Annotated in this window: 11 protein-coding genes; 3 read left to right on the forward strand and 8 right to left on the reverse strand. The window is 42.0% G+C overall.

Translation table 11 applies throughout. The features are described 5' to 3' along the window. Positions 1–88: 88 nt before the first annotated feature. From V7K53_RS09825 to V7K53_RS09840, 4 genes are all read right to left on the reverse strand, one after another. Positions 89–964, reverse strand: a complete 876-nt coding sequence (locus V7K53_RS09825; protein ID WP_335197335.1) for an SDR family oxidoreductase — start codon at positions 962–964, stop codon at positions 89–91. 958 nt (positions 965–1,922) lie between these two features. After that, on the reverse strand, positions 1,923–3,095 hold the full coding sequence (locus V7K53_RS09830) for a fatty acid desaturase family protein (RefSeq protein ID WP_335197336.1): 1,173 nt from the start codon (positions 3,093–3,095) through the stop codon (positions 1,923–1,925). A gap of 698 nt (positions 3,096–3,793) precedes the next feature. Further along, positions 3,794–4,696: a S1 RNA-binding domain-containing protein gene (locus tag V7K53_RS09835; protein ID WP_335197337.1), complete on the reverse strand. Its 903-nt coding sequence runs from the start codon at positions 4,694–4,696 to the stop codon at positions 3,794–3,796. A gap of 127 nt (positions 4,697–4,823) precedes the next feature. After that, positions 4,824–5,564, reverse strand: coding sequence for a dienelactone hydrolase family protein (locus tag V7K53_RS09840; RefSeq protein ID WP_335197338.1), 741 nt, complete (start codon positions 5,562–5,564; stop codon positions 4,824–4,826). A 277-nt stretch (positions 5,565–5,841) separates the two neighbouring features. Between V7K53_RS09840 and V7K53_RS09845 the strand changes: the two genes are divergently transcribed. Continuing rightward, positions 5,842–6,825, forward strand: a complete 984-nt coding sequence (locus V7K53_RS09845) for a GntR family transcriptional regulator (RefSeq protein WP_104905920.1) — start codon at positions 5,842–5,844, stop codon at positions 6,823–6,825. Between the two features lie 54 nt (positions 6,826–6,879). Next, on the forward strand, positions 6,880–8,079 hold the full coding sequence (locus tag V7K53_RS09850) for an FAD-dependent monooxygenase (RefSeq protein ID WP_335197404.1): 1,200 nt from the start codon (positions 6,880–6,882) through the stop codon (positions 8,077–8,079). 14 nt (positions 8,080–8,093) lie between these two features. Here V7K53_RS09850 and V7K53_RS09855 read toward each other — a convergent pair whose 3' ends face one another. The 4 genes from V7K53_RS09855 to tig all read right to left on the reverse strand — a co-directional run bounded on the left by V7K53_RS09855 (position 8,094) and on the right by tig (position 13,014). Beyond that, a complete protein-coding gene (locus V7K53_RS09855; protein ID WP_335197339.1) occupies positions 8,094–9,014 on the reverse strand; it encodes an alpha/beta fold hydrolase in 921 nt (306 codons plus the stop codon). Positions 9,015–9,202: 188 nt separating this feature from the next. After that, positions 9,203–10,543, reverse strand: coding sequence for an ATP-dependent protease ATP-binding subunit ClpX (clpX, locus tag V7K53_RS09860; protein ID WP_292730369.1), 1,341 nt, complete (start codon positions 10,541–10,543; stop codon positions 9,203–9,205). A gap of 9 nt (positions 10,544–10,552) precedes the next feature. Continuing rightward, on the reverse strand, positions 10,553–11,251 hold the full coding sequence (gene clpP / locus V7K53_RS09865; protein WP_104905916.1) for an ATP-dependent Clp endopeptidase proteolytic subunit ClpP: 699 nt from the start codon (positions 11,249–11,251) through the stop codon (positions 10,553–10,555). A gap of 323 nt (positions 11,252–11,574) precedes the next feature. Further along, positions 11,575–13,014 (reverse strand): trigger factor, encoded by a 1,440-nt coding sequence (tig, locus tag V7K53_RS09870; protein WP_335197340.1) that lies wholly within the window; start codon positions 13,012–13,014, stop codon positions 11,575–11,577. A gap of 870 nt (positions 13,015–13,884) precedes the next feature. Here tig and V7K53_RS09875 point away from each other — a divergent pair. Next, positions 13,885–14,922 carry an aspartate-semialdehyde dehydrogenase gene (locus tag V7K53_RS09875; RefSeq protein WP_335197341.1) on the forward strand — a complete coding sequence of 346 codons (1,038 nt, stop codon included), beginning with the start codon at positions 13,885–13,887 and terminating at the stop codon, positions 14,920–14,922. Positions 14,923–14,963: the final 41 nt, after the last annotated feature.

A 14,963-nucleotide genomic window follows, 5' to 3' on the forward strand; every position in this document is an offset into this window, starting at 1 on the left:
TTGATTATTCACGAATGACCAATACTTCGGCTTCTCTACGAGACGCTACGCGAACGCTCAGTACAATTGACTAATGACTAATGACTATTCAAACTGCTAAATAGCGCCGCAAAAAACTGTCTAATGTCTCTAATTGGAAGTTAAAAATTGTCTCTAAATTGGCAATTTCATCTTTTGTGCAGAAAAATTCATTTGCTAGCAATGTACGATAAGTGCCCAAAGCTTTTTGGGTTTGGGGATTAAATAAACCCAATGCACTCTGTAACCCATCAATGAGAAATAGGGGTGAGTTAATTATTACTGGTTCTTTGGCGAAAATCCGACCAAAAATCCGGGGAATATCTTCTCGCAATAAAATCTCTGGCCCTCCGACGGGTAAAATCTGGTTGCGAGCGCCTTCAACTGTCACAGAATCCACAACTATCCTTGCCAAATCATCAGTACTGACAATTGAGGTACGGTTTTTGCGATCGCCAACCAGCAGATACAATCCCGTTTCCCGAAATCGTTCTACTAGTGGCAGCAAGTTAGATGCTAATCCAGATGGGCGCAAAATAGTGTAATTTAAGCCACTAGCTGCTAAATATCGCTCTACTGCTCGTTTAGCTTTGAAAACAGGAGCATCTTCATAACCGCGATCGGCTCCCAGTACGGAAATGAAAACAAAATGCTCTACGCCATTGGCTTTTGCCTGGTCGATGAGTTCAATATTGGCGCGGTAATCTAAAGATAGAGCATCGCTATCAGAACCGTGGGCGCTGATAATATACCGCACATCCTGACTCGCTTTCTGGATATCTTTTTCTTCTAGCAAGTCACCAATGAAGATTTCTGCACCCCGATGTTCTAACTCGCTATAGCGCGAAGTAAGGCGGACAAATGCCCGCACAGACTGTTCTCGTTGTCGTAGGAGTCGCACAACTCTGCGACCAATTCCTCCCGTTGCTCCAGTTACCAGAAACATATAAATACCTAAATTGAATAGTTACAGCGTTTATAGTTGTCAAACTGCTCGATATATGCTCATATGCTCAAAATCCATTGAGTAATACTTAAAAAGAGATATGAGCATATTTTTATACTTTGTTACCATACTCAAGATAGTCTCACGCCAATAAGTCACACCTTATTCATTTTAATACTTTGAAAATGATCCCCCATATTTTTGTAAATGTCAGGGATAGATTAATAGGAGGATGCAACACGAAAAAGGGGGATGTCGGGGATGCAGAGGAGACAAAACAATGAATAAAGAAGCAATTAAAGAAAGATTATAAGGGTTTTGCCTCGTGCAATCCAAGAAGCATTAGATAAAGATAGAGAAAAGTAATCGTAAAGAAATAGTTGTCATAACTGTGAGAATTACTGGTATGAGTAAGCAATCAAGCATATTGCTTTCTTGATATGCTTGATTACTTGCGGAAAACACCAAAATGAGAAAGCAAACTGGGGTTTGAATAAGTCAAAGGTCATTTTACTTGCGGAAAACACTAAAATGAGAAAGCAAACTGGAGTTTGAATAAGTCAAAGGTCATTTTGCTTGCGGAAAACACCAAAATGAGAAAGCAAACTGGGGTTTGAATAAGTCAAAGGTCATTTTACTTGCGGAAAACACTGAAATGAGAAAGCAAACACAGCTTTTGAATAAACAAACTGGGGTTTGAGTAAGTCAAATGCCATTTTGCTTATTAAATTCGACTTTATATATTGTTTCGATAAATTAACTAGTACAACACGGCGTAAATAAACCACCCATTCCAAATCAATGAAATGCTTATGTTAGATTCATTTTTAATTCCGTTTTACAGTACTAGTTATTGTCCATCGTGACTTTTTCGGCTTATTCCCTGGCTTGAACTATGGTCAATATTTATTGCAAAATCCTCAGTATTTAGCAGCGTATTCATTTACAAGAGTCTTTTTTAACTGTCGCTTGTAGGACAAGGAACAGACTTTTCGCCTGACCAATCTGTAAGAGTATTTTCATCTCTATAATGCCGGGGAGTTTTCAGCAGCAAATACCAAGCTTCTCCAGCATCCAATAAATTAAAGTTTTTAGAATAGTGAGTTTCTAACAAATCCCTAACTATAACATAATAATCCGAGTTCATTCCTGGGAAAATATGATGTTCAGTGTGATGAGAGAAATTTAAATGCAACAAGTCAAATATTTTGTAAACCCGCAAAGACATACTATTAATTAGTGGATCGTTTACACTAGTCATGCGACAAAGTAAATGATTTGTATAAATATAAAAAATTACTCCAGCATAACCAATTGCAATCGGTAAAAAGTAACCAAGTATGAGCTTTATGGGGTCAAATTGGAGATAGATGAGGATACTCAGATGAATGACGATCATCATCAATAATTCCCCTGCGATCGCTCGACGATCTTTAGGACTGACTGTAAATGCAGCAGGAACATAATCGACGGATTTATGATTGAAAAATAGCACAGATGTCACATTACGAAAAGTATGTACTCCCCAAGCAGAAGTCATTCCCACTATGAACCATATAGGATTGACTTCAGTTGAAGGTACAAATAAATCCTGAATCCATTTTCCCCAGGTTGAAGATTGTTCATATAAGTAATTACGATCTGGGTCGTCTAAATCGTTAGTGTGATTATGATGTACTCTATTATGAACTGCTTTCCATAATGTTGGCGGCATCCACAACATTGTTAGTCCTAGAAAGCTAATTATATAGATTAACCGCGGGTTTTTAATTACGCTACCATGCATCAAATCGTGGGTGCTAAATAGTAAGACAACCACGCTATTGCCCATAATTATGCTTAAAGGTACATAAAGCCATAAAAGGTATGGCGACCAAGAATCTAACCGCGCCGCTATCATCCAACCTAGAATCAAAATCGCCAGACTAATGAACAAGATAATTAACTTACTTGGATCGGGAATAAATGCTTCAGGTGGCATCAGTGAACGTAATTCTTTCGCATATATTTTCTGGTGAATAAGTGTCCGATCTGTACTAACATTCATAAATAATTTTTCAGTTATATAATTTAACTGGGTAAAGTTTTGCGGTAAATCGTAGCGTTTTTCAACTGGAATAATTAAATTCACAAGTAGGTAAGTATTTAAATCGTAACACAAAATATTTATGCGGTAGACCTCTTGCAGAATTTTGCCATTGCCTACACGTCTTCCTCAGAAAAATTTATGTGCTTCAAAGTGAAAGTTATCTGAAGCTAACTAAAATTATTGTTTTACCTACATTACTAGCTAGAAGCTATTATGATGTCAAGTTTATCTTAATAGTTAATAATTTTTTTTAGTAATAGCTTTAGTCTTTATTTTCTAATCACTAAAGTGTTTACTAAAAACCCTCGATGCTAGCTTGAAAAAGTACTAAGAAAGGTGAGTTCGTTAAAAGTCAATACGCTTGGGTTAGCGCCAAAAACCTTACAGCAATTTTCATCTATTTGAACCACATCTATCGTAAGGGCACAGCAATGCTGTGCCCCTACCGCGTGGTCTATTTACCTGAAAATAGCTGTAAGCTTTGTTGGGTTGCGCTTTGCTTCACACAACCTACAATTTTGTTAACTGAACCGTATTGCGTTAAAAGTTTTCCTAATTTTCAATCCCCCTACATCTTTAAAGATGCAGGGGGAGTGATAAAATAACCCACAACTTGGATTTTTGATCGATTTTTGAGCAGTATTCACCGATTAATCCTACATACAGCAGGTGTGATGTCTACGACGAGCTACCTACGCCTACGCACTATTTATACTTTGTGCAAGCAGCCCACCTCAAAACTATTCAGGCGCTTTGTTATTAGCTCTATTAGCACGCGCCTCTGCTGAAGCCATTACCTCATCAAAATTCTCTAGCACTTCGCCAGGAAAGTTTTCCAAAACTCTGGTAGAAAGAGCAACCCGTCCTTTACCTTCATCCAAGTCAATAATTACAGCTTTAATTGGCTGACCAACTTGAAAGACTTTTTCTAAAGAATCAATAAATTTCTGGCTTACCTGCTTGATATGAAGTAGGGCACTCATCCCACTTAAATCGACAAATACACCAAAAGGTTTGATGCCAGTAACTTTACCTTCCACCAGTTGACCTAGTTCTAATAAGCTGAAGTTGCTAGAACGAGTTGCTAAACGCTGAGAAAGGATAAGTTTGTTGGTGTTTTTATTAATTTCCAAAAAACCCACAGTCAGATTTTGACCTTTGAGTGCTTCTAAGTTATCACGCTCTGCCAGGTGCGATCGCGGAATAAATCCCCGCAAAGAAAGAATATCGACGGTGACACCACCTTTATTCACACCCATAACTCGTACTTGCACAGTTTGAGCATTTTCCTGCATTTCGGTCAGTCGTTCCCAGATGTGCTGGATTTCCAACTGCTTTCGAGAAAGGGTAACTTGCCCTTCTGCATCTTGATCTCGGATAATCAAAAACTGCATTTCCTCTTGCAATGGCAGCACTTCCGATAAATCGGTAACTGCTCTCAAAGAAGCCTCATCGCGCGGCAGAAAAGCTGACGACTTGCCACCAATATCCACATAAGCTCCATCATGGTCAAGTTGGAACACTTTGCCATGTACAAGCTGTCCCTTTTGAAATTGGTAGTCGTGTTTTTCTAGTGCTTTGGCAAAATCGTCCATTGTAAAGGGCGAATTGGCTGTTTGAGAAAGTTTCGATTCGGAATTCATGACTTTTGAAGATTAGTTGTTATTTGATATGGTGCAACTGAAGTTTAGATTGTCATTTGTCATTTGTCATTTGTCCTTTGTATTCACCAATGACCAATGACCAATGACGAACTTGGCTGCGTATGCTTCAGTTTAGTTGACCAAAGAGTTGTTTTACTTGCTCCCATGCATCGGCCGCAGCTTTAGGATTATAACTGGCACGGTGGTTACAGAAAAATCCGTGATCAGCTCCATCGTAGCGAAACACGCGATGAGGAATTTTATATTTTTCTAACTCTGTTGCAATCTCATCTACTTGTTCGGCTGGGATGCTAGCATCTTCTGTGCCAAAGAAGGCATAGAGAGTGCCTGGAATTTCTCTGGTGCGGGTAACAGTAGGAGCGCCACCTCCTGGTGTGCGAGTGGTAATTCCAGCACCGTAGAAGGAAGCTGTAGCTTTAATATCTGGCAAGGTGGCTGCAAGATATGCGACATGACCGCCAAAGCAGAAGCCAATACAGCCAAAACCATCTTTTTTCACTTGAGGCAGATTTTTGAGGTAGTCAATTGCTAATTGAATATCGCTTAATAACTCTGAGGCTTGAGTTTGCATGGCATAGCTTCTGCCCGTTTCAATATCTTCGGGTGTGTATCCGGTTTCAAAGCCAGGAGCAATCCGTTGAAAAAGGGCAGGTGCGATCGCTACATACCCAAGTTGGGCAATCCGTTCTGTAACTTCCCGAATGTGAGCGTTGATACCAAAAATTTCCTGTAATACTACAACTCCTGGGTAAGATCCAGGTTCTTTTGGCTCTGCTAGATAAGCAGATACTTGAATATTATCTTGCAAAAGATTAACCGTTGTGGTACTTGTTGCTTGCTCTGTCATAATAATTTTTACCAGTGCTATGTGATTAGCTGTGTGTTTATTTGATATAACTATGCCAGTATGCCTAGCTTTTTTCTAATTAAATTATCAATAACCAATAGTGAGCGCATTAGAAATTTCTATCAGAAAAACTTTATATGTAAATAAACCTATTTGAGATGTAGCAAATGTAGCTGGTCACAAAAGGAGGGCTGAGTTAAAAGTGTTGAGTATAAAAGCAACACTTAATATTCAAAACTCAGCACTCATTAGCACTTAGTATTCAGGAGGTTTGGTGATGATTCAATTCCGTATTCAGCCAGACAGCGAAATTCCCGCATCAACCCAGCTGTTTAATCAAATCCGATTTGCGATCGCTTCTCGACAATATCCCCCGGCTTACAAATTACCAAGCACACGGGCGCTGGCAATGCAAACGGGTTTACACCGTAACACCATAAGTAAGGTTTACCGTCAACTTGAGGAAGACGGATTTGTTGAAAGTATGGCTGGTTCGGGTATTTATGTTCGTGCCCAAGGTCATGAGGGCGGTAGTAGGCTGCAATCACCAATTCTCAAACAAAATCCTGATGCATATCAAGTTGTCCAGCAAGCACTTGACGAGTTGCTCTCTCAAGGATGTTCGCTGAATCAAGCTAGAGAGCTATTTTTAGCGGAAATCGACTGGCGCTTGCGTTGTAGTGCGCGGGTACTGGTTGCAGTGCCATCTTATGACATGGGTGCTGGTGAGTTGATGGTCTATGAATTAGAGCGATCGCTAAAAATTCCAGTGCAGTTGGTAGCAATGGAAGAATTAACAGCTGTGCTAGATAAAACCACCTCTGCGACAGTAGTCACCAGTCGGTATTTTATCAGTAATGTGGAAGCGATCGCAGCTCCAAAAGCTGCACGGGTAATTCCTCTAGATATCTACGACTACAGCAAAGAACTTAGCCTCTTGAAAACCCTACCAAAAGAAAACTGTGTTGGGATAGTTAGCCTCAGTTCCGGGATTGCACGAGCCGCAGAAGTCATCCTCCACGGTTTGCGGGGCGATGAACTATTGGTGATGACTTCGCAACCAAAAGATGCTTATAAACTTCAGGCAATGGTTAAGCGGGCTGAGGTCATTATCAGCGACCAAGCTAGTTTTGCGGCAGTACAAGCAGCCGTGCAAGCATCTGATGAAGATATTATTCGTCCACCAAAGCTGATTAAGGTTGAAAATTATATCGGCGCTAACTCGATTAACTTGCTAAAACGAGAACTGGGTTTAAGTTAATCTCAAGATAATTCTACCAACATCTTTGAGAGCAACTGATACAGGAGGGATAGGATAGTGCAGATTGTGATTGTGGGCGCAGGCCCAACAGGTGTAACCCTTGCGCTGCTCCTTGTAAAACGTGGTATTGCTGTAACGTTAATTGAAGCAGCAAAAGACTTTCATCGTGTATTTCGCGGCGAAGGATTAATGCCCAGTGGCTTAGATGCCCTAGAGGAAATGGGTTTATCAGCCTTGTTGGAACATATTCCCCATCGGCAACTCGACGCGTGGGAATTTATTATCGGGGACAAGCAGTTGTTTCGAGTTGATGAACCAATGGGAGCAACCCGACCCTGTACGCTCGTTTCACAACCACCGCTACTCAAAGCACTTATTTCGGAAGCTCAAAACAATGATGGATTTGAATTTATTCAGGGTATTCCTGTCAAAGATTTGCTGTGGAGTAACCAACGTGTTGCAGGTGTAGTACTGAGCGATGGGAAAGAATTTGCTGCTGACTTAGTGATTGGGGCAGATGGTCGAAATTCTCTTGTGCGACAACGTATAGGATTGGAATTGGTACGTCAGCCCAAAAATATTGATATTCTCTGGTTTAAACTTGCCGCCAGCCCTGAGTTTGCAGCCGATAATGTGTTTCGTACTATTGTAAATGGCGATCGCGTATTTACCATCTTTCACGGAGCAGAATCAGGAAAACTACATCTAGCTTGGGTGATGTCGGCAACCGAAAATACTGACTCCAAACAAGCCAACTGGGCAGAGATTTTTGCCTCACTATCCCCCTCATGGCTAGCAGAGCATTTCCGTAATCATGCAGACACCATCGAATCTCCCATTCGGCTTTCTGTTGTGGTTGGTTATTGTCCCCAATGGCACGCACCAGGAGTACTGCTTCTAGGTGACGCTGCACACCCAATGTCTCCCGTCCGTGCCCAAGGAATTAATCTCGCATTCCGTGATGTGATTGTCGCTGCTAATCATCTTGTGCCACTGTTGCAAAAAAAAGCCGGACACCAGGATATTGATATGGCACTATCGCACATCCAAGCAGAACGTCAGCCAGAAATTATCCGCGCCCAGCAGCTCCAATTAGAGGAAGCGAAACAAGGCGAACTACTGCGAAAAAATGCACTGCTGCGATCGCTGTTGATTCAACTTGCTCCCTTACTCCGTAAAATAATTAAAAAGTCTTGGTTAAGGCGACAATACAAAATGCGTCAAGGTATCACACAGGTACACTTAACTGTCTAAAAAACCGCCGGCAGTTATCCGACTTGTGGTTGTGGGGTGTTAATTTGCAAAAACTCTTGTACCTGTTGCATATAAGTTGGCGCATCTTCCAACATAGGAAAATGCGCTGTGTTACGAATCATCACAAATTTAACTTTGTCATTCAATGCAGCTGCTTGACGCCCCATCTCGGCTGGAATAATTTTGTCATACTCCCCCGCCACAAGCAGAGTCGGCACTGTTAGCTTGGCAAACTCTTGCGGCATCACTTCAGATTGAGCCTTACTGACTGAAGTAAAAATTGTTCCTAAAGCCGCATCATAATCTGCTTCGAGAAAATCTTCCAAAAAAGCTTGCCGCTCAGAATGTGGTATCGAACTATGCAGAAATCGGGCCATAAACATACGGTCAACAAATGGAATTTTGCTTAACCACTTGGGACGGAATTTTACTACATAGCCACCAAATTTATGAAAGGCACTAAAAGATTTTTCGTCGTACTCAAAAATACCGCTACAAGTTAAAATTCCTCGTTCTACTCGTTCGGGATAGCGGTTAAAAAATAAAGTGGCAACAGAAGCGCCCATCGAATGAGCATTAATATAAACACGCTGGAGATGCAACCCATCTAACAAAGCTGCCAAATCATCAGCGTATTCCTCTAATTCATAGGTTAGCTCTTCAATTGCCTCTGATTTTTCCTGGGGGGATTCCGATTCGGCGACAGCTTCACTTGCTTCGGCTATGGTTGGCTTCCCACCAGAACGGCCAAATCCCCGCATATCGTAGAGTAAACAATCAAATTGCTCTGATAAAGCATCAGCAGTATTTTGCCAATATCTAGCCGAACCAGCCCAACCATGCATGAAAACCATCACTGGTTTTACCAAAGAACCGGATGGTTTTTTCACCCATTCGTAGTAATGCTCAACGCCACGAACATTAATATAAGGCATTAGTCATTTGTCCTTTGTCAGTTGTCATTAGTCCCTGGTATATGGTTATTATTCCTTATTTTTTGACCAATGACTAATGACCAATACAACTCTTGGAGAGGCTACACTTCGACTACGCTCTGTTACCACGCCAACGACTACGCGGTAGTTGAGCGCAGCCGAAACTCAGTACAAGTGACTAATGACTATTAAGCTGATTCTGGCTTCGGTAGTGAAGACGGATGGATTATCAGTTCAGCAGTCGATCGCTTCTCGACCATTTCCCTTGTAACTGTACAGCGTGTCACATCCTTACGGGATGGTAACTCATACATTACATCCAGCATCAGTTCTTCAACAATACCGCGTAATGCTCTCGCGCCAGTTTTACGGCGGTAAGCTTCTTGAGCGATCGCTCGTAAAGCATCTGCTTTAAAATCTAGCTGGACATTATCCATCTTCAGCAGCTTTTGGTACTGCTTGACTAAGGCGCTGCGTGGTTGGGTAAGAATCGCCATCAGCGCTTCTTCATCTAGCGGATCTACTACTGCTACCATTGGCATCCGCCCAATAAATTCTGGAATCAGGCCAAATTTTACTAAATCATCCGGTTCTAGATGGCGAAGGGTGTCTGCTGCTCGTTTCTCTTTTGATTGGCCTTCCCCCGGTTGTACAAAACCGATTGCTTTTTTGCCAACTCTCTGATCTACAATTTTTTCTAAGCCCACGAAGGCACCACCACAGACGAACAAAATATTACTTGTATCAATCTGGATGCAGTCTTGATAAGGATGCTTGCGCCCTCCTTGGGGTGGTACATTAGCGATCGTTCCCTCTAACATTTTCAGCAAGGCTTGCTGCACGCCTTCGCCAGAAACATCGCGGGTAATTGACGTGTTCTCGCTCTTACGAGCAATTTTGTCAATTTCGTCAATGTAAATAATTCCCCGTTGCGCTTCTTCTATATCCAAATCTGCCACCTGCAACAGTCGCAGCAAGATATTTTCCACATCTTCTCCCACATACCCTGCTTCTGTCAGCGTCGTCGCATCGGCTACGGCAAAGGGTACATCCAAGATTTTCGCTAGAGTTTGCGCTAAGAGAGTTTTGCCGCAACCAGTCGGGCCGATTAACAAGATGTTGGATTTTTGCAGTTCTATGGCATCATCTGACCCAGGTTTGCCACTGGCTTTAGACTGAATGACTGCCAGCCGCTTGTAGTGATTGTAAACAGCTACTGACAGAACTTTCTTCGCTTCGTCTTGACCAATAACGTGTTCGTCGAGATACTTTTTAATCTCTCTTGGCTTGGGTATTTGATTAAACGAAATACTAGCAGAGTGAGTACGCCGTTTTTCCGGTGGCTCTGCTCTTGGTGCTGGTTGTGCTGCCGCACCATTAGTATCGAGTAACTCCTCGTCTAGTATTTCATTACACAAGTCAACGCATTCATCGCAGATGTAGACTCCCGGCCCTGCGATTAATTTACGCACCTGCTCTTGAGACTTGCCACAAAATGAACATTTCAAATGGGAGTCGTACTTAGACATACCAGCCTCTTATTTCAGAATGGTGACGTTTTCCCCTGCTACGGGAAGATTTTGCCTGGAAATGACTTGATCGATCAAACCGTAGTTTTTTGCCTCTTCTGCCGACATAAAAAAGTCGCGCTCAGTATCTGCTTCAATTCTTTCTAGGGGTTGACCAGTATGGTGAGCCATTAACTGATTCAACTTAGCCTTAACGTAAAGAATTTCTCTGGCTTGAATTTCAATGTCAATGGCTTGACCTTGAGCGCCACCAAGTGGTTGGTGAATCATAATCCGGGAGTCGGGCAGAGACATTCGCTTACCGGCAGCCCCTGCTGTCAACAAAAATGCCCCCATGCTCGCGGCTAATCCAAAACAGATGGTAACAACATCAGGGCGAATTTGCTGTATTGTATCATAGATTGCCATCCCTGCGTAGACGGAGCCGCCAGGAGAATTAACATACAGTTGGATGTCTTTTTCTGAGTCTTCGGCGTCTAGGAATAACAATTGAGCCACAATTGAGTTGGCTACGGCATCATCTATTGGCGTTCCTAAAAAGATAATCCGCTCTCGCAGCAGGCGGGAGTAGATGTCGAAAGCTCTTTCTCCCATGCCAGATTGCTCTATCACCATCGGCACGATGTTGCTAGGGCTGCTTAACTGGGAGTTAATGTTTATTCGACTTAAGTTGCTGATTGGGGAATTTCCCGACTGCGATTCAAGCATACAAGCTTTCTTTGACAATTATTTAGGACAAATGTTTCAGCAGCAGATGCTGCCTTTTCAACGAATGGAATTTTTATAAGCTACGTATTAACCATTATGCCTCATATAATTTCCTCTCGTGTAACACAGTATCAAGCCTAGGCAATAACAGGTGTCACTATTTGCCGAAAATTTATTAATTATTCAATTATTTTGACTTAATCCCTAAGTCATTGGGCATTGGTTATTTCTCTCCCGACTTCCATCATCTCCCTTACCTTACCCATTTCACCAGTACTTTAACTCAGGACTGGTGAACTCATGGTTGGTTGTGGGATTTTTTATTATCCTTCTGTAACTTCTGTAGAAGCTTCGCTGTTTTCTTCCTCAATCTGAGGTGCATCAGCATCAGCATCTGATTCTGCGTCTTCCGTTTCCTCCGCAGGACTCAAAGAACCTTCGGGTACAAGTTCAACTGATGAGTGTTCTAAGAGCCAATCGATGATTTTTTCGGTTAACAGTTCGTTTTCCACGATTGAGCGCAGTTTATCTTCATCAACGTCTTGTTCCTCTGAGTATTGCTCCAAAAGTTCTGTGACTCTGGCTGCGATTTCTTCTGGTGTTACCTCGATAGATTCGCGTTTGCCGATTTCCCGCAAGGATAAGGAGCGTTTGATGCGTTCAATTGCTTCAGTACGCGATCGCTCCCGCAATTGCGGAATAATATCTTGAGTAAACAGCTTTCTCACATCCAATCCCTGCTGAGACAGCCGGATTGCTGTTTGAGTCAGCATTGCATCCACTTCTTGCTCAATCAAAGTTGCTGGTAAGTCAACTTCTACGTGCTTAAGTAGTTCCGTTAACAAGGCTTCCTGCTTATTGGTTTTTGTTTTGTCGTCCGCCTCTTTTTGATATTGCTCTACCAAAGAAGCGCGCAACTCCTCTAAGGTTTCAAAATCGCTGACTTCCTGGGCGAAATCGTCATTTACTTCTGGTAGTTCCTTTTCCTTCAGCTCTTTGAGCGTCACGGTGAAAGTTGCTGCTTTTCCAGCTAATTCTTCATTAGCATAAGGATCTGGGAACTGCGCCGCAATTTCTTTCGTTTCTTCAGGATTCATCCCGACTATTCCCGAAATAAAGCCTGGAATAAACTTATCTTCCTGCAACTCAACTTGAAAATCAGTTGCTTCGGCTCCGGGAATCGGTTCTAGTTCAGCTGTTTCGTCCTCGCCCTCAACTCTGGCGAATGAACCTTTAAAATCGACTACGGCAATATCGCCGATTTGGGCTGCACGTCCTTCCACAGGAATCAATGTCGCCAATTCTTGACGTTCCTTGTCAAGGTTAGCGTCTACTCGTTCTGGATCGTACTTAACTTCTTCAGCTTTGACTTGCAAATCAGTGTACTGCACGAGATTCACTTCTGGTTCTACATCGACAGCAGCGGAAATCGTCAGGGGTTTTCCAGGTTCATAATTACTAATCAAATCCTCAAAGGAGGAGCGCAATTGCGGCTGACCGATTGCTGGGATGGATTCTTGTTTGACTGCTTGCTCAATGCCATCTTGAATTAGTTCTTCCAGCGCCGCTGCCTTGATTCGAGTTGTACCCAGCCGTTGTAGTAATATCGGCCGAGGCACCTTGCCTTTACGAAACCCAGGAATATTGGCAGTACTCGCTAAGTTTTTAATGACCTGTTCGTAAGTTTGCTTGGTAATTTCCGGCGTAATCTCTATTTCCAGGCCAATTTGGCTGGCGGGAAGTTTTTCCTGGGTAACTTTCATGCTTCGTCTCTAGTTTTCTGGTATTTTATACTCCGAGTACACACAAAACGCAATAAAATAATTGTTTGCGTTTATGGCTTGATGTCTCTTAGGGGTAATGAGAGTTTGCCAAAAGGTCTTGTGACATCCAAGGATGGATGTTTGTCCTGGGGCAAAGATCCAGTTTACTGCCAATTATCAAGGACTTGACATTTTACCTTCATAACAATTTGGTTAATTGGGTATTGAGATCAGGGGGAAGATGACAGGTGATAGGAAAAAAATCTGTAACCTCTACCCTGTAACCTAATACCCTATTCGCTTTTTCACTCCTGACTCACCTAAAACTTGGGAATTAATTATTCAGTGGGCTAACGCCGTGATATCCTGGTCTCAAAGAGTGGTTAGTACCCCAGATTAAAGTTATAGTATTGAGTCTAGCTATTATCTAGCTATTATTAAGTTATGTGTGGTACGAGAGTGCATCTGTTACTTAACCGCATAGCTCAGTTTTACGTTGTGCTGGCTTTTTGCATTTAGTAGTATATTCATCATCTTAGTCAGCACGTTTGTAGCCAATATATTTGTTTCTTTACAGGAAGGATGCTTGTTAAACCCCTAAATGCAGATATCTCCCTTTTTATGATAAATAGCGGTTTATTGTATAATATCTAGTTATAGTAAATCAATGAAAAAATCGCCGTTATTTTAAAATGCAACATCACTTAACTTAATTAAAAAAATGTATTAAATATATAAAGATATATTAAATTAAAGAAAAATCTAAACCTATTAAAAATGTATTTCCAGACTGCGATCGCTATTTAAATATAACTAAATTGTCAATTGTTCCAAATTGCAGATTAAGTCTCTTATAAGGAGGAAGCAAGTTTGTCGAAATCCTATCGTTTAGCTATTTTAGGAGCTACTGGTGCAGTAGGCACAGAGTTGCTGGAATTATTAGAAAGTCGTAATTTTCCGGTTGCTGACTTGAAGTTATTGGCATCAGAGCGGAGTGTTGGGCGATCGCTACAATTTAAAGGGGAAAATATACCAATAGAGTCAGTCAGCGATCGCGCCTTTGAAAATGTCGATATAGTACTAGCTAGTGCAGGCGGTTCTACATCCAAAACTTGGGCAGCAGTTGCTGTGGAAAAGGGCGCAGTGGTAATTGACAACTCTAGTGCCTTTCGGATGAACCCGGAAGTTCCCTTAGTAGTTCCAGAGGTGAATCCCCAAGCCGCAGCGCATCACCAAGGCATTATTGCTAACCCCAACTGCACAACGATTTTAATGGCTGTGGCAGTCTGGCCATTGCATAAAGTTAAACCAGTGCAACGCATCGTCGCTGCAACCTACCAATCTGCTAGTGGTGCGGGTGCTAGAGCAATGGCAGAAGTCAAAACCCAAACAAGCGCTATACTACAAGGACAACCACCGATTGCTGAAATATTGCCTTACCCATTGGCATTTAATTTATTCCCGCATAACTCCCCATTAAACGATTTGGGTTATTGTGAGGAAGAAATGAAAATGGTCAACGAAACCCGAAAAATATTTGGTACGCAGCAAATCAGAATCACTGCAACCTGTATACGGGTTCCTGTACTCCGCGCCCACTCAGAAGCCATTAATTTAGAATTTGAGACTCCCTTTAGTGCGAAGGAAGCCAGAGAAATTTTAAATTCCTCCCCCGGAGTAAAATTGGTAGAAGATTGGGGAACAAATCATTTTCCGATGCCAATTGAAGCAACAGGGCAAGATGAAGTTTTAGTGGGAAGAATTCGTCAGGATATTTCTCATCCCTGTGGCTTGGAATTATGGTTATGTGGCGACCAAATCCGCAAAGGCGCAGCATTGAATGCAGTACAAATCGCTGAGTTATTAGTAGAGAAAAATCTACTCAAACCATTAGCTATTAGTCATTAGCCACTTGTACTGAGCGTAGTCGAAGTATTGGTCATTGGTAA

The organism is Nostoc sp., assembly GCF_036917355.1.
Classification (GTDB): Bacteria; Cyanobacteriota; Cyanobacteriia; order Cyanobacteriales; family Nostocaceae; genus Nostoc.

Coding starts and splice junctions, on each gene's coding strand:
- V7K53_RS09835 (WP_335197337.1), bottom strand. CDS start 4,696: ATGAATTCCGAATCGAAACTTTCTCAAACAGCCAATTCGCCCTTTACA.
- V7K53_RS09855 (WP_335197339.1), bottom strand. CDS start 9,014: ATGCCTTATATTAATGTTCGTGGCGTTGAGCATTACTACGAATGGGTG.
- clpP (WP_104905916.1), bottom strand. CDS start 11,251: ATGCTTGAATCGCAGTCGGGAAATTCCCCAATCAGCAACTTAAGTCGA.
- V7K53_RS09840 (WP_335197338.1), bottom strand. CDS start 5,564: ATGACAGAGCAAGCAACAAGTACCACAACGGTTAATCTTTTGCAAGAT.
- V7K53_RS09845 (WP_104905920.1), top strand. CDS start 5,842: ATGATTCAATTCCGTATTCAGCCAGACAGCGAAATTCCCGCATCAACC.
- V7K53_RS09825 (WP_335197335.1), bottom strand. CDS start 964: ATGTTTCTGGTAACTGGAGCAACGGGAGGAATTGGTCGCAGAGTTGTG.
- clpX (WP_292730369.1), bottom strand. CDS start 10,543: ATGTCTAAGTACGACTCCCATTTGAAATGTTCATTTTGTGGCAAGTCT.
- tig (WP_335197340.1), bottom strand. CDS start 13,014: ATGAAAGTTACCCAGGAAAAACTTCCCGCCAGCCAAATTGGCCTGGAA.